20 protein-coding genes are annotated in these 21,721 nt (G+C 44.4%); 13 read left to right on the top strand and 7 right to left on the bottom strand.

Annotated elements, in window-relative coordinates; all coding sequences use genetic code 11:
* Positions 1-4 precede the first annotated feature (4 nt).
* Positions 5-127: a hypothetical protein gene (locus tag CHRO_RS34340; protein WP_258183917.1), complete on the bottom strand. Its 123-nt coding sequence runs from the start codon at positions 125-127 to the stop codon at positions 5-7.
* Between CHRO_RS34340 and recR the strand changes: the two genes are divergently transcribed.
* Positions 108-722 carry a recombination mediator RecR gene (gene recR, locus CHRO_RS13645; RefSeq protein ID WP_106168336.1) on the top strand — a complete coding sequence of 205 codons (615 nt, stop codon included), beginning with the start codon at positions 108-110 and terminating at the stop codon, positions 720-722. The two genes, CHRO_RS34340 and recR, sit on opposite strands and share 20 nt — an antisense overlap.
* 43 nt (positions 723-765) lie before the next feature.
* On the opposite strand, the gene CHRO_RS13650 is transcribed toward recR, so the two are convergent.
* The 3 genes from CHRO_RS13650 to CHRO_RS32210 all read right to left on the bottom strand — a co-directional run bounded on the left by CHRO_RS13650 (position 766) and on the right by CHRO_RS32210 (position 3,227).
* Positions 766-1,854, bottom strand: coding sequence for a PstS family phosphate ABC transporter substrate-binding protein (locus tag CHRO_RS13650; RefSeq protein ID WP_015154796.1), 1,089 nt, complete (start codon positions 1,852-1,854; stop codon positions 766-768).
* Positions 1,855-1,939: 85 nt separating this feature from the next.
* A complete protein-coding gene (gene era, locus CHRO_RS13655; protein WP_015154797.1) occupies positions 1,940-2,896 on the bottom strand; it encodes a GTPase Era in 957 nt (318 codons plus the stop codon).
* Positions 2,897-2,978: 82 nt separating this feature from the next.
* The gene (locus tag CHRO_RS32210) at positions 2,979-3,227 is read right to left on the bottom strand and encodes a hypothetical protein (protein WP_181824331.1); all 249 of its coding nucleotides are present in this window, start codon (positions 3,225-3,227) and stop codon (positions 2,979-2,981) included.
* On the opposite strand from CHRO_RS32210, the gene CHRO_RS13660 reads away from it, so the two are divergent.
* The 3 genes from CHRO_RS13660 (at position 3,153) to CHRO_RS13670 (ending at position 6,854) form a co-directional block, all read left to right on the top strand.
* Complete coding sequence (locus CHRO_RS13660; protein ID WP_015154798.1) at positions 3,153-4,232, top strand: ATP-dependent 6-phosphofructokinase; 1,080 nt, start codon at positions 3,153-3,155, stop codon at positions 4,230-4,232. The two genes, CHRO_RS32210 and CHRO_RS13660, sit on opposite strands and share 75 nt — an antisense overlap.
* Before the next feature lie 452 nt (positions 4,233-4,684).
* On the top strand, positions 4,685-5,713 hold the full coding sequence (locus CHRO_RS13665; protein WP_015154799.1) for a response regulator: 1,029 nt from the start codon (positions 4,685-4,687) through the stop codon (positions 5,711-5,713).
* Positions 5,714-5,771: 58 nt separating this feature from the next.
* A complete protein-coding gene (locus tag CHRO_RS13670; protein ID WP_015154800.1) occupies positions 5,772-6,854 on the top strand; it encodes a hypothetical protein in 1,083 nt (360 codons plus the stop codon).
* A 188-nt stretch (positions 6,855-7,042) separates the two neighbouring features.
* Here the strand turns inward: CHRO_RS13670 and CHRO_RS34345 are convergent, their stop codons facing one another.
* A complete protein-coding gene (locus CHRO_RS34345; protein ID WP_281168651.1) occupies positions 7,043-7,171 on the bottom strand; it encodes a hypothetical protein in 129 nt (42 codons plus the stop codon).
* Positions 7,172-7,365: 194 nt separating this feature from the next.
* On the opposite strand from CHRO_RS34345, the gene argC reads away from it, so the two are divergent.
* A complete protein-coding gene (gene argC, locus CHRO_RS13675) occupies positions 7,366-8,424 on the top strand; it encodes an N-acetyl-gamma-glutamyl-phosphate reductase (RefSeq protein ID WP_015154801.1) in 1,059 nt (352 codons plus the stop codon).
* Positions 8,425-8,519: 95 nt separating this feature from the next.
* Here argC and eno read toward each other — a convergent pair whose 3' ends face one another.
* Positions 8,520-9,809, bottom strand: coding sequence for a phosphopyruvate hydratase (eno, locus tag CHRO_RS13680; protein ID WP_015154802.1), 1,290 nt, complete (start codon positions 9,807-9,809; stop codon positions 8,520-8,522).
* A 363-nt stretch (positions 9,810-10,172) separates the two neighbouring features.
* Between eno and gloA the strand changes: the two genes are divergently transcribed.
* On the top strand, positions 10,173-10,598 hold the full coding sequence (gene gloA, locus CHRO_RS13685; RefSeq protein WP_015154803.1) for a lactoylglutathione lyase: 426 nt from the start codon (positions 10,173-10,175) through the stop codon (positions 10,596-10,598).
* Between the two features lie 107 nt (positions 10,599-10,705).
* Here gloA and CHRO_RS34350 read toward each other — a convergent pair whose 3' ends face one another.
* A complete protein-coding gene (locus CHRO_RS34350; protein WP_281168652.1) occupies positions 10,706-10,834 on the bottom strand; it encodes a hypothetical protein in 129 nt (42 codons plus the stop codon).
* A gap of 22 nt (positions 10,835-10,856) precedes the next feature.
* Between CHRO_RS34350 and clpB the strand changes: the two genes are divergently transcribed.
* The 7 genes from clpB (at position 10,857) to CHRO_RS13720 (ending at position 21,713) form a co-directional block, all read left to right on the top strand.
* Positions 10,857-13,514 carry an ATP-dependent chaperone ClpB gene (gene clpB, locus CHRO_RS13690; protein ID WP_015154804.1) on the top strand — a complete coding sequence of 886 codons (2,658 nt, stop codon included), beginning with the start codon at positions 10,857-10,859 and terminating at the stop codon, positions 13,512-13,514.
* Between the two features lie 552 nt (positions 13,515-14,066).
* Complete coding sequence (locus tag CHRO_RS13695) at positions 14,067-15,491, top strand: GumC family protein (protein WP_015154805.1); 1,425 nt, start codon at positions 14,067-14,069, stop codon at positions 15,489-15,491.
* 125 nt (positions 15,492-15,616) lie between these two features.
* The gene (locus CHRO_RS13700; RefSeq protein ID WP_015154806.1) at positions 15,617-16,921 is read left to right on the top strand and encodes an O-antigen ligase family protein; all 1,305 of its coding nucleotides are present in this window, start codon (positions 15,617-15,619) and stop codon (positions 16,919-16,921) included.
* Positions 16,922-16,924: 3 nt separating this feature from the next.
* A complete protein-coding gene (locus CHRO_RS13705) occupies positions 16,925-17,899 on the top strand; it encodes a glycosyltransferase family 2 protein (RefSeq protein WP_015154807.1) in 975 nt (324 codons plus the stop codon).
* Between the two features lie 294 nt (positions 17,900-18,193).
* Positions 18,194-19,471, top strand: a complete 1,278-nt coding sequence (locus CHRO_RS13710; RefSeq protein WP_015154808.1) for a lipopolysaccharide biosynthesis protein — start codon at positions 18,194-18,196, stop codon at positions 19,469-19,471.
* 72 nt (positions 19,472-19,543) lie between these two features.
* On the top strand, positions 19,544-20,569 hold the full coding sequence (locus CHRO_RS13715) for a glycosyltransferase family 2 protein (protein WP_015154809.1): 1,026 nt from the start codon (positions 19,544-19,546) through the stop codon (positions 20,567-20,569).
* 97 nt (positions 20,570-20,666) lie between these two features.
* Complete coding sequence (locus CHRO_RS13720) at positions 20,667-21,713, top strand: glycosyltransferase family 2 protein (protein WP_015154810.1); 1,047 nt, start codon at positions 20,667-20,669, stop codon at positions 21,711-21,713.
* Positions 21,714-21,721 lie beyond the last annotated feature (8 nt).

Consider the following 21,721-nt stretch of genomic DNA (forward strand, 5'->3'; position numbering starts at 1 on the left):
TCATTTACATATTAAATCGCATTGGTAAGTGGTAATTGGTAATTGCTAATTGGCTGCCGATCGCGCACCACGCACCACTCACTAATAACTGATAAAATAAAAAAGCGATCGCAGGAGATAAAACCACGGTTTACGCACGTCCTTTGGCTCGTTTGATCGAGCAGTTGCAGCGCTTGCCAGGAGTCGGTCCCAAGACCGCTCAGCGCCTTGCTCTACATATTTTGAAGCGTCCAGAAGCAGAAGTTGAAGCCTTAGCACAGGCTTTGTTAGAAGCAAAAAAACAAGTGGGTTTGTGTAAAGTTTGCTTTCATCTCTCAGCCGAACCCGTTTGCGAGATCTGCCGTAACTCTAACCGCGACAATAATACAATTTGTGTTGTGGCTGACTCCCGCGACGTGATTGCTTTGGAAAAAACTAGAGAATATCACGGCAAATATCACGTTTTGGGGGGAGTCATTTCACCGATGGATGGCATCGGACCCGAACAGCTAACAGTTCAATCACTGGTACAACGGGTGAGTCAACAACAACCCAAGGAAGTGATTTTAGCAATTGGTCCTAGCGTGGAAGGAGAGACGACAACGCTGTATGTCGGTCAACTCCTCAAACCATTCACAAAAGTGACGCGAATCGCCTTTGGTTTACCCGTAGGTGGCGATTTAGAATACGCTGACGAGGTGACGTTAGCAAGAGCTTTAGAAGGGCGGCGGGAACTAGATTAGGGAATTCGGAATTCGGAATTCGGAATTCGGAATTAAAGATTTGTTAGTTAGTTGGTTTGTTTTGTGCGGTGGAGGCTGCTGCTTGCACGAAGCCAGCTTGTCGGATGGCTTGTTGTCCTTGGTCAGAAAGGAGGAGTTTGGTGTAAGCCTCTCCTGCTTGTTGCGCCCTACCTCCATCTTGCTTGACGATCGCGTATAAATTACGAGTTAGGGGGTAGCTGCCATCAGCAAAAGCTGCTAAGTTTGGTTGATGACGCTGATTAGGGCAAGGTTGAGATAGCGGTTCGCGATAGAGAGCGACGAAGCGATCGCTATTCTCTCCCAAGGGAATTGGCTTGACCCCGCATTGATGCACGACCGCACGGGCAGAAGCATAATAGATTGCACCTGGAGTCTGATTAACTAAACGCAAGGCGGCTGTTGTGGAGTTGACAGAGCGCACGTTTGTCCCAAAAGCTTGCTCTGACGTAGAAAAGATTGCAACCGGACTACCATCTTGAGGATGACGAGTGTATGGTACGATTGGCAAGTTTTCCCCACCTAACTGACTCCAGTTGGTAATTTTGCCTTGATAAATTTGCTGCAACTGCTCTACGGTTAAGCCAGAGATTTGCAAAGAGGGATGAACGACGGCGGCGATCCCATCCATCGCAATTGGAATTTCTGCCAGTGTCAATCCTTGCTTTTGTGCCAGTGCTTTTTCTGCTGCTGTTAGCGGACGAGAGGAGTGGGCAAAATCTAATTTCCCGTCGAGCAACATCTGTATTCCCACACTAGAACTCAAATTACCATTAGGCGGCTGGATATAGCGCAATTGAAGTTCTGGGCGTGCTTGCTGAATCTGAGCGTCAACCACTTGGCGGATTGGTATCCATGCAGCACTACCACCATAGTTAAACGTACCTGATGGTACACCTGTCGTGCGATCGTAGGTAGAACCATTTGTTGTTGCTACTGGATTTTCTGAAGTTTGATTTGTAGCAGTAGCGCTGCTCCACAATTGAGGTTTTAGCCACCACAACAAACCACCAATAACCAGCAAGGTCAGAACTTTGCCAATAATTAATCCTTTAATTAATAGGACAACATCTTTATTTTTCTTGAGTGGAGTCTGATTAGATTTTTCAAACATGTTTTAGTTATCAGGGAGCAGGGAGAGACAAGGGAGACAAGGGGGACAAGGGAGCAACTACCAATGACCCATTACCCATTACCAACTATTCTTCTACTTTGTAACCAAATTCTGATAGTCTGAGCCGAGATTGCCTCCATTTTGGTTGTACTTTTACAAATAGTTCTAAATAAACTTTCCCGGCGATTAGCTTTTGAATTTGTTCGCGAGCAGCGCTACCGATCGCTTTGAGCATTGCTCCTCCCTTACCGATCAGAATTCCTTTTTGAGAATCTCGCTCGATATGAATAGTCGCAAATACACGGGTAATATTAGGAGCTTCCTCCACTTTGTCAATAGTAATTGCTACCGAGTGAGGAACTTCATCCCGTGTTAGCAATAAAATTTGTTCGCGAATTAATTCTCCCATAATAAAACGTTCTGGCTGGTCTGTAACTAAGTCGGGAGGATAATAATAAGGACCAGGCTCCAAACATTCTACAATTGCCTGTTGCAAAGCTTCTAATCCCTCACCATTGAGAGCTGAAAATTTTAGCATCTGCCATTGGTAAGATTTAGCTATTTCTTGGTAAGAACGATCCAAATCTTCAGTATTAGTCGATCTCCGGTCGATTTTGTTCAGCCCTAGAACTACAGGGGTTTGTGTCTGAGTTAGCAACTCGATAATAAAGCGATCGCCTCCCCCAGCAACTTGAGAACCATCGACCACAAACAAGACTACATCGACAGAATCAATGGCAATCTGAGCATTTTTGACTAACACTTCTCCCAACTGATGATGGGGTTTATGAATTCCTGGCGTATCGACAAAAATAAATTGAGCTGCGGGTGTGGTCAAAATTCCTCGCAAGCGATTGCGCGTTGTCTGCGCGACTGGAGAAGTAATTGCAATTTTTTGCCCCACAAGTTGATTCATCAACGTCGATTTACCAACATTAGGACGACCAATAATCCCAATAAAGCCTGATTTATAACCAGGCGGGGCTTGGGGAATAGTTAATGCATCCGAAAAATCAAAAGAATCGTTATCTGAAGTAATCACTGCGTAGAACTAGCTGAATATTGCAAAAAATAAAGAAATCTAAAATCAAATTGTAATTAAGATCGATGCTACCTGTTTCAGTCTAATGTACTGCTTTGGTAGAGTGGCGCGTGTTGATGCAGGTGTGATGCGTGGTGCGTGGTGCGTGGTTTTTCTCCCCCAACTCCCCTGTCCCCCTTGTCCCCCTTGTCCCCCTTGTCCCCCTGCTCCCTGCTCCCTGCTCCCTGCTCCCTGTTAACTGATAACTAATAACTGAATGAAAAGAATTGGAATTTTGACCAGTGGTGGAGATTGTGCGGGTTTGAATGCCGCGATTCGTGCCGTGGTGCATCGCGCTGTCGGTACTTATGGCTGGGAGGTATTTGGAATTCGACAAGCCACTTTAGGATTGATGGCTCAACCACCACAAGCGATCGCCTTAGAAATTGACAAAGTTGATGGATTGCTCGTAGCTGGTGGGACAATTTTAGGAACGACCAATAAAGGCGATCCTTTTGCTTTTCCGATGCCAGACGGGACTATCCGCGATCGCTCGGAAGATATTATTGCTGGCTACCACCAATTAGGCTTGGATGCCATGATTGGCATTGGTGGCGACGGTAGTATGGCGATTTTACGTCGCCTTGCCCAACAAGGAAATCTCAACCTGGTAGCAATTCCTAAAACGATTGACAATGATGTCGGCGTAACCGAACTTTCAATCGGTTTTGATACTGCCGTAAGTATCGCCACTGAAGCTTTAGATCGGTTGCATTTTACGGCTGCCAGTCATTCCCGCGTGATGATTTTAGAAGTTATGGGACGCGATGCAGGACATATCGCCATCAGTGCGGGGATTGCTGGTGGTGCTGATGTGATTTTAGTCCCAGAAATTCCTTACACTGTCGAGCGCGTCTGTTACACGATTAAAGAAAGACAAGAACAGGGGAAAAATTATTCTCTCGTCGTCGTATCGGAAGCGGTGCGGACGGAAACAGGTGTATGTGTCATGTCTACGGATCGCTTGGGACAATGTCGCTATGGTGGCATCGGTCAATATTTAGCTGACGAAATTTGCACTCGGATTGGAGCAGAAACGCGAGTCACAGTACTAGGACACGTTCAACGAGGTGGTACGCCGTCGCCACTAGAACGGGTAATTGCCTCTGCTTTTGGTGTTGCGGCTGTCGATTTGATCGCCGAAGCACAGTACGACCACATGGTAACGTGGCAAAAACGTCAAGTTGTCAGCGTTCCTATTCCCGAGGCGATCGCCCAATACCGCGCAGTCAATCCTCACGGTACACTGGTCAAAACTGCCCGTGGTTTGGGCATTTGTTTAGGCGACGAGCATTAGTCAGTTATTAGTTATCAGTTATCAGTGTAGAGACGTTACATGTAACGTCTCTACAAAGTTATCGGCGAATGGATTGTGGGGTGTGGGGTTGACTTGCGAATGCGTGGCTATAGACGGTTCAAAAACTGGTATCCACTATGTCTTTTCTCACCTAAACTCTAGAATGGTAAGAGTGAGTAGTTGAGAAAAGTGCTGTATGTTGTGAAAGTAAAATCTGAAAGCAGAAGTTGCGAAAGCAGAGGTAGAATTAACCATACGTGGCTAATGCCTCAAAGATAAACTAAAGTTAATTTATTAAAACTTTTCCGGTATAATTCAGATATTTTTTGACAAAATGAAACAATCTCACTGATGAGTCTGTGACTTTTGACGGATTGTTCCGTCTAGCTTGTTGTCCTTCCAACAGACTTCACACAGACTTCAGATTGTAGATAATAATACAGGTATATTGAGTGAACAGCTTCGATCTAGCTCCGCCTAAAATCCTGGTAGTTGACGACCATCCAGCTAGTCGTATGACGGCTGTAGCTATTCTCTCGGTAGAGGGGTACGAAGTTTTAGAGGCAGATAGCGGCTCGTCAGCGCTAGAGTCCGTCAGTCAAGGTCAACCGGATCTAATCCTACTGGATGTAATGATGCCAGAAATGGATGGATTTGAAGTTTGTTGCCAACTGAAGCAGGACGAACAGACAAGGTTGATCCCAGTCATTTTTATCACAGCTTTAAACGATAGACAAGCTAGAATTCGTGGGATTGAAGCTGGGGGAGATGATTTTTTAAGCAAACCTTTCGATCGCCTGGAATTAGCTGCCCGCGTCAAATCCTTGGTGCGTCAAAAGCGTTTGAATGAAGATTTAGATCATGCTTCGCAAGTGTTATTTTCCATTGCTAGAGCAGTGGAAAGCCGCGATCCCAATACTGGCGATCACTGCGAACGCTTGGTAAACTTGAGCGATGCTTTCGGTGGCTATCTCAATCTGTCCCGCCCTCAGAGACGAGATTTGATGTGGGGTAGTTATTTACACGATATTGGTAAGGTTGGCATTCCCGATGCCGTGCTGCTGAAGACTGGAAAACTAAATCCCAAAGAGTGGGAAGTGATGCGACAGCACGTTTTGATTGGTGAGAGAATCTGTCAACCTCTACGGACGATGCGAGGGGTGATTCCAATTGTTTTGCACCATCACGAGCGCTGGGACGGTTCTGGTTATCCCTATCAACTAGTTGGAGAACAGATTCCTTATCTCGCCCAAGTATTTCAAATTATTGATATTTATGATGCTCTGACTAGCGATCGCCCATACAAACGCGCGCTGTCTCAGGAAGAAGCATTAAAAGTTTTGGTTGCAGAAACCAATCGAGGATGGCGCAATCCCGAACTCGTACAACAGTTTATCAACTTTATTAACTCAACTGCCATCCCCGCAACCTCTCTGGAGGGACTTGGGGTTAGGATCGAGGGATTAAGGGCTAGAGGCTAGACTTTTTTTGAAGAAAAAGAAAGATTTCCTCAGCCTTTTTCAATCTTTTTCAATCCTCATGCTTCAAAAAGAGTTCTGCCCTACAGTCTCTCAGCTCTCACGATCGCCCCTAGCTCCTTCCATGACACTGCAAATTTCCTGTCCGGCTTGTCGTCATTCTGTCTATTTTCCCAGCTTTGAAGAATGCGATGAAGACTTTCTCGAAGGTATATGTCTCAAGTGTGACTATAGATATGCCTTAGTACGCACCGAAGTTGCTAGCTTTAATTCATATCTAGAATCATCGTATCGAAATAAATATAATAAGCAACCAGAATACAGACGTGTTTATCAATTGCGGTTGTACGATGTAGGGAATCTATACAAAAATAATCTGCTGCAAGCACTAGATTTTTCTACTTTAGGACGAGAGGAAAGAATATCAGCTGTAGCTGGAGATAAACTACTTTTGCTTTATCTGATGCAAGGTAAGGTTTTAAAAGATTTGCTGTGGCTAGAAAATTCTCATACAGGTGAAAATTATCTTTTAAGAAAACCAGGAGCAAGAGCGAAATCTCTTGCTTTTAATATTAGTAAGTTTGCTCTAGCCATTACCGTACCGTTATGCATTCTAAATCCTACAACCAATAAACTGCTATTAGCTGCGGCTGCACCTACAGCGGCAGGCATAGGAACCTATGCAACTATGCGTCAAAGACTCAAAGAGCGCGATCGCCAAGAGTTAGGTAGGCTCACCTCTGAGCAACAATTGCTATCGCAAAAACATGAGATGGAGCAACAGATTCTCAAGCTGCAACAAGAGTTAAATGCTAATAAAAAATTGATTCGACGCTTAAAAAATTTACAGCAAAAAATGTTAAGCGCGCAACAGGAATTATATAGTCGTCAAATTGACATTACGAGCAAAGGGATCGACAAAATCGCACAACAAATTAAATTATCGGAAGAATTATTATACGGATATTGTCAAATTATTAGAATGATTTCTATAGAATACGAAACCTCGCGTATTGCTCAAGTACTGCCAGAAAATGTGGGTGAAAAAATTCTCAGGCAATTAGATGAACTAAAAGCAATTGAATTAAAAAAGCAAGAAATGGCTGCGCAAGTCGATCCGCAAAAACTGCTACAGGAAATTTGATTACCTGTTGGGAGCAGTTGTCAGTAAGAGCGTGAAGAAAGGGTGTGGGATGTAGGGTGTAGGGAATTAGTAGTTGGTAATGGGTAATGGGTAATGGGTAGTTGTTGCACCTGAAGCCCACCTTCCCACCTGCACACAAAGCTCACCTGCACACAAAGCTCACCTGCTTCCTTGTCCCCTTTCGCCCCCTAATCCCCACTCCCTTCGGTCGTGGGGAAGAGCGAGTTCCCCCTTGTCTCCCTTGTCTCCCTTGTCCCCACACCCCACACCCTTTCTTGCGTTACAAAACGGCTATTTTGGCGTAACTGATAACTCACCCCACGGCTTACGTCAAGATTTGAAAAAATTGTTGCAACGAGATTTCCCTTTTAGTACTACAATGCAGCGAAAGTTAATTTTTTTTCCTAGTTTACAAATCCATTTCCGAGGCTAAGAGCAGTTGGCGATCGCCAATTGTCAAAGCCCGATCGCAATCGAGTCATAAAAATGTATTTCATCAGGATTGATTGTCATGGGTAAAGAAGGGCGCGTATCGGTAGGAATTGTTGGCGCGTCAGGCTATGGCGGGGTGCAATTAGTCAGATTGTTGATGGATCATCCTGAAGTAGAACTCGTCTACTTGGGTGGCGATAGCAGTGCTGGCAAATCGTTTGCTGATATATACCCCCACTTAGCTCATCGGGTAGCGCAGCCAATCGAATCTGTCGATCCAGAAGCGATCGCGGCAAGGTGTGAGGTAGTCTTTCTCTCACTCCCCAATGGTTTTGCTTGCGATATGGCTCCTCAGTTGGTCGATAAAGGTTGTAAAGTTCTCGATTTATCTGCCGATTATAGATTTAGCGATTTAGAAACTTATCAAATCTGGTACGGCAAACAGCGGCAAGACATAGCTGTGGCAACAAAAGCAGTTTATGGCTTGCCAGAACTGTATCGCGATCGCATTGCCGAAAGCCAACTGATCGGTTGTCCTGGCTGCTATCCCACCGCCAGTTTGTTAGCACTTGCACCCCTACTAAAACAAGGCTTAATCGTACCTGAAACCGCGATCGTCGATGCAAAATCCGGCACGTCTGGGGGTGGTAGACAGGCAAAAACTGGACTGTTGCTGGCAGAAGCAGATAACTCCTTTGCTGCTTATGGCGTTGCCCGTCACCGTCATACGCCAGAAATCGAGCAAGTTTGCAGCGATTTGGCTGGACATCAAGTGTTAGTGCAATTTACTCCTCACTTAGTCCCGATGGTACGCGGTATCCTCGCCACCGTCTACGCCACTCTACGCGATCCTGGGTTAGTTAGAGAAGACTTAATTACCATCTACAGAGCTTTTTATCGCAATTGCCCTTGGGTAACAATTTGCGACAGTGGCATCTATCCCCAAACTAAGTGGGCGTGCGGCAGCAATCTCTGCTACATCGGTATCGAAACCGATCCCCGTACCGGTAGAGTCATCGTCTTATCAGCGATCGATAACTTGATCAAAGGACAAGCCGGACAAGCAATTCAATGCCTCAACATCATGATGGGTTGGGACGAGAGTTTAGGACTACCTAAGCTAGGATTTTATCCCTAATTTTGGTAATGGGTAATGGGTAACAGTCAGCAATTGGTAGTAATTACCAACTACCAATTACCAACTACCAATTACCAACTACCAATTACCAATCCCTACTTCGGTCCCATCTTCACAGTTCCAGCATAAACAGCGCGATCGCCAAGTTCGTCTTCAATACGCAATAGGCGATTATATTTTGCTACCCGTTCGCTGCGACAGAGAGAACCAGTTTTAATCTGACCTGCGCGTGTTGCTACAGCTAAGTCAGCGATCGTCGTGTCTTCTGTTTCTCCCGAACGATGGCTGATAATCGAGCGAAAACCGTTACGGGTAGCTAGATCGATGGTTTCTAAAGTTTCCGTCAGCGAACCAATTTGATTCAGCTTGATCAAGATAGCATTTCCTGCTTTGGTTTCGATCCCTTTTTGCAGGCGGGTGGCATTAGTCACAAATAGATCGTCGCCTACCAGTTGAACGCGATCGCCAATTTTTTCAGTTAACAACTGCCAGTGCTGCCAATCTTCCTCATGTAACCCATCTTCAATTGAGACAATTGGGTATTCACCGACTAGTTTAGCCAAATACTCGATAAACTCAGTGGGCGCGTGAGCTGCGCCGTCATAGACATACTGCCCATCTTTATAAAACTCGCTGGCGGCTACGTCCAAGGCTAATGCAACTTCCTCCCCAGGTTTATATCCAGCTTTGGCGATCGCGCTCATTAGTATTTCTAGAGCTACCTGATTCGACTCCAAATTAGGCGCAAAACCGCCTTCATCGCCCACACCAGTGAGCAATCCTTTGTCGTCCAATACCTTACTCAAAGCTGCAAAAACTTCCGCCCCCCAACGTAGTGCCTCTCGAAATGAAGGCGCACCAACGGGAACGATCATGAATTCTTGAAAATCGATATTATTTGCCGCATGAGCGCCACCATTGATCACGTTCATCAAAGGTACGGGTAGCACGTTGGCTAAAGGACCCCCGAGATAGCGATACAAAGGAATTCCGAGTAACTCCGCTCCTGCCTTCGCCGCCGCCAAAGACACCGATAAAATCGCATTTGCTCCCAGGTTGGCTTTATTTGGAGAGCCATCTAAAGCGATCATGGCGCAATCGATAGCTTCTTGGTTCAAGACATCCATTTGAGATAGTTGTGGAGCGATCGCCGAATTGACATTTTCCACCGCCTTGAGTACCCCTTTACCCCCATAACGGCTCTTGTCGTCATCTCGAAGTTCGTGCGCCTCAAAAGTTCCTGTAGAAGCCCCACTGGGAACCTGGGCGAGTCCCACCACTCCCCCAATTAAATGTACTTCTGCCTCGACAGTAGGGCGACCCCGCGAGTCGAGAATTTCTCTAGCAATAATGTTGTCTATAGCGCTGTCTATTGTATCGATCATGCTGCGTAGCTCCTTTTTCAGTTATCAGTTATCAGTTATCAGTGGCTAGTGGCTGGTGGCTAGTGGCTGGACTCAATTCTTGTCACTAGTCACTCCTCACTGGTTCTACTTACTACTCACTACTCACTTCATTTGAGTCAGGATAGGAATTTTACAGGCTGATGGGTACGATGTTAAGGATCATTTGACACGAAATTGGTTGTCATTCGTCATTTATCATTTGTCATTAGTTGTTGGTTGACGGTTGACAGTTGATAGTTGTTGGTTGTTGGTTAACTGGTCACCGGTCACTGGTCACTGATAACTGCTCCCGACTCCCCATTCCCTAGAATAGAGATCGATGCTGAAATTTGGAGTCACTTAATGCGATTACTACACACAATGCTTCGCGTCGGTAACTTGGAAGCATCTCTCAAGTTTTACTGCGAACTTTTGGGCATGAAGTTGCTGCGCCAGAAAGACTATCCAGGCGGTAAGTTTACCCTGGCTTTTGTAGGCTATGGTGACGAGGCAGACCATACCGTTCTCGAACTCACCCACAATTGGGACACAGAGAAGTACAACTTAGGTGATGCTTACGGTCATATCGCGATTGGCGTTGATGACATTTACGGCACTTGTGAAGAAATTAAAGCTCGTGGCGGTAAAGTAGTACGAGAACCAGGACCAATGAAGCACGGTTCTACAGTCATTGCTTTTGTGGAAGACCCCGACGGCTACAAAGTAGAGCTGATCCAACTCAGTTCTAGAGAATCTGCTACTCCCCAGAAGGAGTTAGTGTCACAGTAGGCTGAGGTATACGTCGGACAGGGGAGAGGGGGAAGACAAGGGGGACAAGGGAGAGCTGAGGGAGAGTCGCGGAGAGTCGCGGAGAAAAAAATACTACACCCCACACCCTACACCCTTCTTTCTTCACGACTCCCGACTCCCGACTCCCGACTCCCGACTCCCAAAATAGGATAGGCTAATAGCGATCGCACCATCAGCACTAGATGGTATTTTCTTTCTAAATCTAAAATCGCCAATCTAAAATCTAAAATCGTTAAGATGCAGCCCACCGACCCTAACAAGTTCACCGAAGAAGCCTGGGAAGCGATCGTCAATTCTCAGGATTTGATGGTTCAACGTTTTCAGCAACAACAACTGGAGGTCGAACACCTCGCGATCGCACTTTTAGAACAACCAAAAGGGCTGGCTAATCGGATTCTGACTAAAGCTGGTGTCGATCCCGCAGCAATGAATCAGCAGCTTGAAGCTTTTGCCAAGCGACAGCCGAAAGTGGGTAAAAGCAGTCAGCTTTATTTGGGTCGAAATTTGGATCTGATGCTCGACCGGACAGATGCGATTAGAACGAACTGGCAAGACCAACACGTTTCAGTCGAACACCTGCTGATAGCGTTTGGAGAGGACGAACGGATCGGGCGTAGGGTGTGCAAAGGCTTCAATCTCGATACGGCAAAGCTAGAAGCGGCAATCAAGGCGATTCGTGGCAATCAAAAGGTCATAGACCGAACCCCCGAAGCACGCTACGAAGCTTTAGAAAAATTTGGGCGCGACCTGACAGAACAGGCAAAGGTTGGCAAGCTCGATCCCGTCATTGGTAGAGACGATGAGGTGCGGCGCGTGATCCAGGTATTGTCTCGCCGCACGAAGAATAATCCTGTTTTAATTGGCGAACCTGGTGTGGGGAAAACCGCGATCGCGGAAGGGTTGGCGCAAAGAATTATCAAAGGCGATGTCCCTGAATCCCTCAAAAACAGGCAGCTCATTACTCTCGACATGGGTAGCTTGATCGCTGGGGCAAAATATCGCGGCGAATTTGAAGACCGCTTGCGGGCTGTATTACGGGAAGTTACCGAATCTAACGGACAAATCGTCTTATTTATTGACGAATTACACACCGTTGTCGGTGCGGGTGGCACGACTCAAGGCGCAATGGACGCGGGAAACTTACTCAAACCAATGCTGGCGCGGGGAGAGTTACGCTGTATTGGCGCGACGACTTTAGATGAGTACCGCAAGTATATTGAAAAAGACGCAGCCTTAGAACGCCGCTTCCAACAAGTCTTTGTCGATCAACCCTCGGTAGAAACGACAATTTCGATTCTCCGAGGCTTGAAAGAACGATACGAAGCACATCACAGCGTCAAAATTACTGATTCTGCTTTGGTTGCAGCAGCAACTCTTTCCCACCGCTACATCACCGATCGCTTTTTACCCGATAAGGCGATCGATCTTGTCGATGAAGCTGCTGCCCAACTGAAAATGGAGATCACTTCTAAGCCCACAGAACTAGAAATCATCGATCGCCGTTTAATGCAGCTAGAGATGGAAAAACTCTCGATTGCTGGTGAAGACCAACGCGCCGCCATTACCAAAGAACGCTTGGAACGGATCGAGCAAGAAATTTCTACATTAACGCAAAAACAACAGGAATTAAACTCTCAGTGGCAGGGTGAAAAACAGATCCTCGACGCGATCGGGGCTTTGAAAAAAGAAGAAGAATCTTTGCGGGTACAGATCGAACAGGCAGAACGCGCCTACGATCTCAACACGGCAGCGCGGCTGAAATACGGGCAGCTAGAAGGAGTACAGCGCGATCGCGAAGCGAAAGAAACTCTACTAATAGAAATTCAAAGCCAGGGTTCTACACTGTTGCGAGAAGAAGTCTCCGAAGCTGATATTGCTGAGATCGTTGCTAAGTGGACGGGTATTCCAATCAATCGCCTGTTAGAGTCAGAACGCCAGAAATTACTCCAACTCGAAAGCCACCTCCACGCTAGGGTAGTCGGTCAATCTGAGGCTGTATCGGCTGTAGCAGCAGCTATTCGCCGCGCTCGGGCAGGGATGAAAGATCCCGGTCGTCCCATCGGTTCTTTTTTGTTCATGGGTCCGACGGGAGTAGGTAAAACAGAATTAGCGCGAGCATTGGCACAGTTTTTATTTGATGCCGACGATGCTTTAGTCCGCTTGGACATGTCTGAATACATGGAAAAACATTCGGTTTCCCGCCTAGTGGGTGCGCCTCCTGGTTACGTTGGTTACGAAGAAGGAGGGCAACTCTCAGAAGCGATCCGTCGTCGTCCCTATTCTGTGGTGTTGCTAGATGAGGTGGAAAAAGCCCACCCAGATGTATTTAATATTCTGCTTCAAGTGTTGGATGACGGACGAATTACGGATTCTCAAGGTAGAGTCATTGACTGCCGCAACACGGTGATCGTCATGACGAGTAATATTGGTAGCGATCGCATTCTCGATTTATCTGGAGATGATACCGACTACGAACAGGTACAACGGCAAGTTTTAGAGGCACTGCGATCGCACTTCCGCCCCGAATTTCTCAACCGCGTTGATGACCTGATTATTTTCCACCCCCTCGATCGCAGCCAGTTACGGCAAATTGTCAGCATTCAGCTCAAACGAGTCCAAAGACTGCTCGACGAGCAAAAAATTGGCATCGTGCTATCGCCAGCAGCTCAAGATTACTTGGTAGATATCGGCTATGACCCCGTATATGGCGCTCGTCCGCTCAAACGAGCCATCCAACGCTACCTAGAAAATCCTCTGGCAACTAAATTATTAGAGGGGACTTTTACCGAAGGCGACACCATTCAAGTCGATTGTCAGGATGGCGCTCTTTCTTTCCAGCGTCAACGCTCAGTTGTTACCTATGCGCCAGCTCTTTCTAAGCCTGATACAAATTAAGTCATAAACAACACTGAAATTTTCTCGTTGTTTTTAGTTAGCAATTTAGTGGCGATCGCCTCAGTGAATGCTTTTTAAATCGGGTATTCACTAAAAATTTGCTAATTGAGAACGACTTTTTATTGCAATCTATGTTGTTAAATATACTCCGTATCGCTTGACTTTTCACAGGAGAGATCTATACTCCTGTCCTCCTGACTCACTTCAAATAGGATAAAGAAACCACTAAAACCGGGGAAAATTTAGATGATTTTCGCTCTTTTAGTCACAAAAACATATTTCAGGGTAAATTAAGATTTGTAACTGTCAGAGAAATTAGGAGTTAGTCTATAATCTGAGGCAACACTTGGCTGGCTGGCAGATCTGTACTAACTATTTAGTATTAGTTCACATTCATACCCAGGACTGAGAAATTATGTTTTTAGAGTAGGTGTAATGAAATACAGGCGAGAGGTTGAGACGGAGTAATTTTTTATAGTTAAAGTTTGCGTAGCAGCTAGTTATTTTTGTAAAAAATGTATCATTTGAAACATCTGCTAGGAGGATTGCTGAATGACTGAATCCGTGACAATTTCTCGCCCGTTTCCCAAGTCAAGACTACAGCAAGTCCATTGGTCTCCCTATTTACTGATTGGTATATTGGCTAATGCTGCCATTTGGTGTTCGGCTTTAGCGTATTTAAAGCTTAAAGCTCCAACCTATACGAGTGGATGGGCTGTTAACGTGCCAGGAACTGCTGCTCAAGCTAGAGTATCCCTTCCAGAGATCGGACAGACTTCTTTAGACAGCTCCTCTCCCTACAGCATTAGTACTCAAGATCCCAGACAGAATTATAAATTTCTTGCGGAAAGCGATGCCGTAATTCAGATTGCTGCTACTCAAATGGATATATCTCCTCAAGAGTTTGGCAAACCTAAAGTCAAGATTGGCGACAGTACTAGCATTATCGAATTTCAAATGACAGGAGACAATCCTGAAGAAGCACGGGACAAATCTTACGCTCTTTATAGAGCAATCCAGGCAAGAGTCAACGAACTCAGAGTCCAAGAATTCATTCAACGCGATGCCAGTTTCCAATCTGCTTTAAGTTCTTCCCAGCGCAAGCTAGAAATGGCTCAAAAGCGGCTTTCCGACTACAAAGCAATCTCTGGCTTGAACTCTAGCGATCAGCTCAAAGCTCTCTCTGACAATATTGAAGCTTTACGCAAACAACGAGCTGAAATTGTCGCTCAACAGCAACAATCGAGTTCTCGCTTACAACAACTGGCAGCTAATTTAAACCTCTCGGAACAGGATGCTGCTAATGCCTTCGTGTTGCAAACAGATCAAATATTTCAGCAAAACTTAAAAAACTACAGTGAAACTAGCGCCAATTTGGTGACGCTGAGCGCCAGATTTTTACCCGATCATCCTACGATTGTTGCAGAGCAAAATAAGCGCGATGCAGCAGCTAAAGCAATGCTTGTCCGTAGCGAGTCGTTACTCGGACGACCAGTCAGCCAAGATCTCATTCAACAACTTAACCTTAATACCAGTAACGGTTCGGCGCGAGAAAACCTCTTCCAAGCGCTCGTCGATGCTCAAGCCGAGAATCGCGGCTTGCAATCTCAAGCCAAAGAAACCGAACAGCAAATCTTGCAATTAGAAAACCGCCTCCGTACTTTATCGCAAAAAGAAACGACTTTAGAAGCTCTCAGGCGCGAATTACAGGTATCTGAGGCAGTGTTCTCTTCTACTCTTGCCAACTTAGATATCATTAGGTCAAACGCCTTTGGTTCCTATCCCTTACTACAAATTGTGGCAGAACCGAACTTGCCAAAATCTCCAAGTTCGCCGAAAAGGATGTTTATTTTACTTGGCGCAACTGGCGGTTCTCTATTTGTCAGCGCAGGTATACTCGCATTCTGGCTGCGACAAAGACGGATGACGATGCTAGAACTAGAACGCAAGACCCATCATCGGATTGTGGAGGGGTAAAAGAGTGGTGCGTGAGGAAAATTCGGAATTCGGAATTCGGAATTCCGAATTTGCAATTCATATTGACACGTTCCCTACTCTCTGCTCCCTACTCGATCGCTCTCTGCTCCCTTAAGGAAAATCCCATGAGCGTTAAACCTCAAAACTTTGAGGAAAAATTGGTCTGGTATACCATAATTCTGACGTATCCCATTTATTTTTTGGGTGCGCAACTCGTTTGGATTCCAGCACTAGGATTTATCTTGGCAGGGTGTGCCTTTAAAAGATGGTGGTTCCAAACAAAAGACACACCAGAGTCAGAAAAAATTAGTATTCCGCTATCTGTATGGATATGGATTGTTGGCATGTTATTCATAGAGCTAACAATCTTTATGTCCCATATGGAATTCGATCTAGGGATACCAAAGTTTGTTTTTACCACGGTCAACAACTGGGCGCGAAGTTGGGCTTTAATGGCATTATTTCCTCTAGCAGGATGCCTAAAAATTCGTCCGCAAGTCATTTATCGAGCTGCTTGTATTCTTTGCTTGCAGAGCTTAATTTTAGCGACGATTTGTTATTTTATGTATTTATTACGGATACCGAGCTTTTCTTATGTTTCTCCCCTAGTTGCATTTCGCGGTTCTGCTAGTTTTTATACTGTTAATTTATTTGATGTTGGTGGAGACTTTGGTGAAGCTCGACAATTTCGTTTGCGTTTGTTTGCTAACTTTGCGAATAATTTAGGTATTATTGGGAATATTTATTTCTTTTTATCCAGTCAAGAAGCAAATAAAAAATGGCGTTGGATTGGCACGATCGGAGGCGCGGCAATGGTCGTAGGTTCTGGTTCGCGATCGACAATTGTTTGTCTGGTTGTCGTGCCGATCGCCTCTTGGTTGTTGACTAATTTTGGTTGGTACATTCAACTGATCGTAGGTCTACTCAGCGTTGTGATAGGCATGATTGCGCCTCAACTGATCGAGCTAATGCAAACGGCTTGGGATCGGGTAATTAGTGGCGTTCGTCGGAGTTCTGAAGTTGTCAGAAAACGCCTAGCTGAAGTGACGATGAATCGTTGGATGGAAGCACCAATTTGGGGTCATGGAGTTGTCGAAGAGAAAGGACCAAAATATACAGAACATATGCCGATCGGGACTCACAATCATTGGCCCGATTTATTTTATTTGCATGGAGTTGTAGGTTTTCTTGCCTTTACATTTGCGATCGTCTGGGGTTTTGTCGAGTTAACTCTGAAAGCTAGGAAAAGCGCGATCGCTAAAACTGCATTAAATATTTATTTGGTCTTACTAATTGCCACAGCTGCTGTAGATATTCAGTTGGCATCCTATCTTTATTGGCAAGGGTTAATTTTAACGGGAATAGCTTTTAAGGAAGACGTACCAATTTTTGCCGATCGCCAAACAAGAACCCTCTCATTCAAGAGTTAAGACATGCCTACAATCTCAGTTATTGTACCTGCATACAATTCCCAAAATACTATTCTGGAAACAATTGCTTCGATTCAAAAGCAAACTTTTATAGATTTTGAGTTAATAGTTATTGACGATGGGTCTAGCGATCGCACGCTCGAATTACTCCAAACCGTTCTAGACCCTCGAATTCAAGTAGTTTCCTATGAAAATGGTGGCGTATCAGTTGCCCGCAATCGTGGTATTTCTCTGTCTACTGGCGAATACATCACCTTTATCGATGCTGACGATCTGTGGACACCAGATAAATTAGAACTTCAATTAAAAGCATTACAGCAACATCCAGCCGCAGGAGTTGCCTATAGTTGGACGTGCTTCATGGATCGGCAAGGCAAGTTTTTTCATGACGATCGCCCCATATATTTTGAGGGTAATGTCTATGCAGAATTATTGAAAACTAATTTTCTCTTAAGCGGATCAAATCCTTTGATTCGCCGAACTGCTTTAGCAGATGTTGGCGAATTCGATTCAACTCTAACTCATGCAGAAGAATGGGATTTGTATCTCCGTTTAGCAGCTAAGTATAATTTTGTAGTCGTTCCTAAAACTCAAATTTTTTACCGTCAAACGGCTGGTTCGGCTTCTGCCAAAATTGAGGTGATGGAGAAAGATGCGATTCGAGTTATTGACCGAGCCTTTCAATTAGCCCCCGCTCAGTTACAATTTTTGAAAAATCAAAGCTTGGCTCATCTTTATCGATATTTAGCCCACTTATACCTAACTAAAATTCCTGGTGCAACAGCAGCGGGAGTGGCTTGGCACAAGTTGCAAATGGCTATTCAGTTACAACCTCGAATATTAATCAATAGAAAAGTCCAAACACTACTCGTAAAATTACTGCTGATTCAACTACTATCACCTAAACTTGCTAATTATTTACTTCAGAAAATTACTCGAATTCGCGCTAGCTACCTTCAAGATAACACCGCCGCATAATTATATATTTAAATATATTTAAATAATTATATGCTTACATAACTGTGCCGTTTAGTAACTGTGTTTGCATAGTGGCGCTGTAGCAACTTAAGTATAATTTGTAAATTCGGCATTTGTCTACAATGAAAATTCAGCTATAGCTGAGTAATAAATTACTAGCTTTCTTTAAGATTGATGATGTTATTGTAGGAAATAATAGCTATATCAACTATATATTGAATAGGAGACTATCCAGCGATCGCCTGCACTGAATCTCATTCGAGCTGGAATTATGAAAAATAGTTTATACACTCAATGCCTATCCTATCAGCTATTCTATCTAGGCTGCCTCAAAAACTTTCAAATCGGTTCGTTCGCAATCTCAGCTGGTTAGGTTTGGCAGAAATTATTTCTCGGATTTTTCGCCTCGGATTGACAGTAATTTTAGCTCGTTTTTTGACTCCTTATGACTACGGCTTAGCGGCAATTGTTTCTACAGTCAATGAGTTTATGCGAGTTTTTATGGAGATTGGGGTAAGTGCCAAAATAATTCAATGCGATCGCCAAGAATTAGATACTATTTGTAACTCCGGTTATTGGTTAAACTGGAGTATCTTTACAGGCTTATTTTTTGCTCAATGCCTACTTGCTTTTCCTATTGCTTGGTTTTATCGCGATCGCCTGACTCGCGAAATCGATTTAATTCTACCCATTTGTATTGCTGGTATACCCTATTTAATGTGGCCTTTTGCCGCGATCCAATCTGCTTTAATCGTTCGCGAAAATCGACTTAAAGTGTGCGCGATCGCTGCTGTTGTGAGAAATCTCGCTAGTTATATATTATCTGCCCTATTTGCTATTCGCGGCTGGGGAATCTGGGCGTTCGTTTTACCTTGGATTTTGGTGACTCCGCTGGAAATTATTATTTATCGTAAAAGTTACGCTTGGCATCCTACTGCTAAATTTACGACAAAAGCTTGGCGATCGATTTTAGATTTTGGTAAAAATATCTGTGGCGTGCAATTTCTCAAGGCGCTAAGAAATAACTTAGATTATTTAATAATTGGTAGGTTCTTAGGTATTAAAGAATTAGGAATTTATTTTTTTGGGTTCAATGCTGGATTGGGAATTAGCCTGAGTATAGTCACAGCAATCAATACAGCGATTTTACCACATCTATGTAAAGCTAAAGCTAGCATGTTGGAATTAAGTAAATCTTATTACAGCGCACTTAAAATTATTACTCTAATTATCTTTCCTTTAGTTATTCTTCAATCTAGCCTAGCTTATTGGTACGTACCAATTATTTTTGGTCGTCAGTGGATAGTTGCTATTCCCGTGCTGGTATTAATTTGCTTGTCAGCAATTCCCAGACCCTTCGCCGATGCTGCTTCGCAATTATTAGTAGCTGTAGGCAAACCCAATTTAGATTTATATTGGAATCTAGCTTTTACGACTGTGTTTGCTCTCTCTTTGTTAATTGGAGTCCATTGGCAGGTTATCGGTGTTGCAGCAGCAGTTTTAATCGTTCACATGCTCTTTCTTCCCGTATTTACAATTTGGACAAACCGCCATGTATTGCGTCAATCTTAATGGTTGATGGTTGATGGCTTCCAGAAATTACCAATTACCAATTACTAATTACCAATTACCAAGCTCTGAAATATGAAATTAGTTACTGTCATCATTCCGGTTTATCAAGTCGAAAAATATATTGCAAAGACGGTAAGCTCTGTATTGGCACAAACATACAAAAATTTTGAATTATTAATTGTTGACGATGGTTCCACCGATCGCAGTTACGAAATTTGCCAACAGTTTACCGATCCCCGGATTAAAATTATTCGCCAGCAAAATCAAGGAGTTGCAGCAGCTCGAAACACGGGAATTCGTCAGGCTCAAGGTGATTATGTAGCGCTTTTAGACGGAGACGATCTTTGGGTTCCTCACAAGCTAGAAAAACACGTCGAACACCTAGATAGTTCGCCAAAAGTGGGAGTCAGTTTTAGTCGTTCGGCTTTTATCGACGAAGCAGATAAACCTTTGGGGATTTATCAAATGTCTAAATTAACAGATATTACGCCCCTCGATCTGTTGTGTCGCACGCCAATTGGAAACGGTTCAGTTCCCGTGATTCGTAAAGAATTGTTAGCAGCAATTCAGTTTGTCGAGCCTGAGTCAGGAGAACTCTCTTATTTCGATCGCGATCGCAGCTTACACCCGTCAGAAGATGTAGAATGTTGGCTGCGAATGATGCTAAAAACAGATTGGCAGCTTGAAGGATTAGCAGAAGCTTTAACTTTGTACCGCGTGAATCCCAAAGGATTTTCTGCCCAATTGTATAAGAAACTAAGCTCTTGGGAAACTATGTTAGAGAAAGCACGTGCCTACACCTCACCAGAGATGATGGCTGAGTGGGAAAAACCAGCTATGGCTTATCAACTCCGACATCTAGCACGTCGAGCTGTGACTTTATCCGCAGGCTCCACCGCCATCGAATTTTCTCACAAAGCTCTATCTATATATAGGTCAATTTTGTTTGAGGAACCACGGCGAACGGTAATGACTTTAGCATCTGCTTATTTGCTTTGGCTATTGCCTAAGTCTACTTATCATCAAATCCAATCTTTAGCGCTTCAGATCACAGGCTCGAATCAAAAACGAAGAATTCTTCAAGAATTAAGAGAATAGTAGTTAGTAGTTCGTGGCTATTGGCTAGTGAATTAATTTTTCATGTCTAGTGACTACTCACCAGTCACTAGTCACTGATAACTGATAAGGAAGTAATATGAAACAAGTTTCTGTGGTAATTGCAGTTTTCCGTTGTGAGAAATATATCAGTGCCACAGTTCAGTCAGTGTTAGACCAGACTTACAAAAATTTAGAGATCTTGATTGTTGATGACGAGTCTCCAGATCGATGTGTAGCAATTTGTCAGCAATTTACTGACCCCAGAATTCAGATTATTCGCCAACGCAACCGAGGCTTGGCGGGAGCGAGAAACACAGGTATTCGTCACGCTCAAGGAGAGTATATTGCTTTTTTAGACGGAGACGATTTATGGTTGCCTTCAAAACTAGAAAAACATGTGGAGCATTTAAACAACTCTCCTCATGTGGGAGTGAGTTTCAGTCGTTCGGCTTTAATTGATGAAATGGGAAATCGCTTGGGGACTTATCTCATGCCGCAGCTAGAAAATATTTCCCCAGAGTGCTTGCTGTGCGATAATCCTGTAGGTAATGGTTCGGCGGCGGTGTTGCGTCGAGAAACTCTCGATGCGATCGCCTTTACCGATAATCTTCACGGAACTTCAGAAAAATTCCCAGAAACATATTATTTCGACGAGCGCTTTCGCCAAGCAGAAGATGTTGAATGCTGGCTGCGGATTGCGAGCCAAACTCAGTGGCAATTTGCTGGCATTCCCGAAGCTCTCACTTTGTATCGCGTCAACTCTGGCGGACTCTCAGCCAATCTGCTCAAGCAACTAGAATACCTAGAGCAAGTTATCGAAAAAACCCGCTCCTATGCACCGGAATTGATCTCTGAGTGGGAGAAACCTGCTAAGGCATATCACATGCGTTATTTGGCTCGTAGTGCCATCCGTCTCAAAGCAGGTGCGATCGCTGTGAAGCTCATGCACCGAGCCTTAGCAACTCACTGGGGTATTGTCTTGACAGATCCCCGTCGCACGCTGATGACACTGGCTGCTGCTTATCTGCTGTGGTTACTCCCCACCTCGATTTATCGTCAGATTGAGGCTTTGGCAGCTCAATCGATGGGAACTTGGCAAAAAAACCGCATTCACCGCGATCGCGAAATAGAAGTTGGAAGCTAATCAGTTAC

It is taken from the genome of Chroococcidiopsis thermalis PCC 7203 (assembly GCF_000317125.1).
GTDB classification, from domain to species: domain Bacteria; phylum Cyanobacteriota; class Cyanobacteriia; order Cyanobacteriales; family Chroococcidiopsidaceae; genus Chroococcidiopsis; species Chroococcidiopsis thermalis.

Excerpts from the sequence above, each read along its gene's own strand:
- CHRO_RS13650 (WP_015154796.1), bottom strand. The coding sequence starts at position 1,854 with ATGTTTGAAAAATCTAATCAGACTCCACTCAAGAAAAATAAAGATGTT.
- CHRO_RS13660 (WP_015154798.1), top strand. The coding sequence starts at position 3,153 with ATGAAAAGAATTGGAATTTTGACCAGTGGTGGAGATTGTGCGGGTTTG.
- CHRO_RS32210 (WP_181824331.1), bottom strand. The coding sequence starts at position 3,227 with ATGCACCACGGCACGAATCGCGGCATTCAAACCCGCACAATCTCCACC.
- CHRO_RS13670 (WP_015154800.1), top strand. The coding sequence starts at position 5,772 with ATGCTTCAAAAAGAGTTCTGCCCTACAGTCTCTCAGCTCTCACGATCG.
- argC (WP_015154801.1), top strand. The coding sequence starts at position 7,366 with ATGGGTAAAGAAGGGCGCGTATCGGTAGGAATTGTTGGCGCGTCAGGC.
- eno (WP_015154802.1), bottom strand. The coding sequence starts at position 9,809 with ATGATCGATACAATAGACAGCGCTATAGACAACATTATTGCTAGAGAA.
- gloA (WP_015154803.1), top strand. The coding sequence starts at position 10,173 with ATGCGATTACTACACACAATGCTTCGCGTCGGTAACTTGGAAGCATCT.
- clpB (WP_015154804.1), top strand. The coding sequence starts at position 10,857 with ATGCAGCCCACCGACCCTAACAAGTTCACCGAAGAAGCCTGGGAAGCG.
- CHRO_RS13695 (WP_015154805.1), top strand. The coding sequence starts at position 14,067 with ATGACTGAATCCGTGACAATTTCTCGCCCGTTTCCCAAGTCAAGACTA.
- CHRO_RS13700 (WP_015154806.1), top strand. The coding sequence starts at position 15,617 with ATGAGCGTTAAACCTCAAAACTTTGAGGAAAAATTGGTCTGGTATACC.
- CHRO_RS13705 (WP_015154807.1), top strand. The coding sequence starts at position 16,925 with ATGCCTACAATCTCAGTTATTGTACCTGCATACAATTCCCAAAATACT.
- CHRO_RS13710 (WP_015154808.1), top strand. The coding sequence starts at position 18,194 with ATGCCTATCCTATCAGCTATTCTATCTAGGCTGCCTCAAAAACTTTCA.
- CHRO_RS13715 (WP_015154809.1), top strand. The coding sequence starts at position 19,544 with ATGAAATTAGTTACTGTCATCATTCCGGTTTATCAAGTCGAAAAATAT.
- CHRO_RS13720 (WP_015154810.1), top strand. The coding sequence starts at position 20,667 with ATGAAACAAGTTTCTGTGGTAATTGCAGTTTTCCGTTGTGAGAAATAT.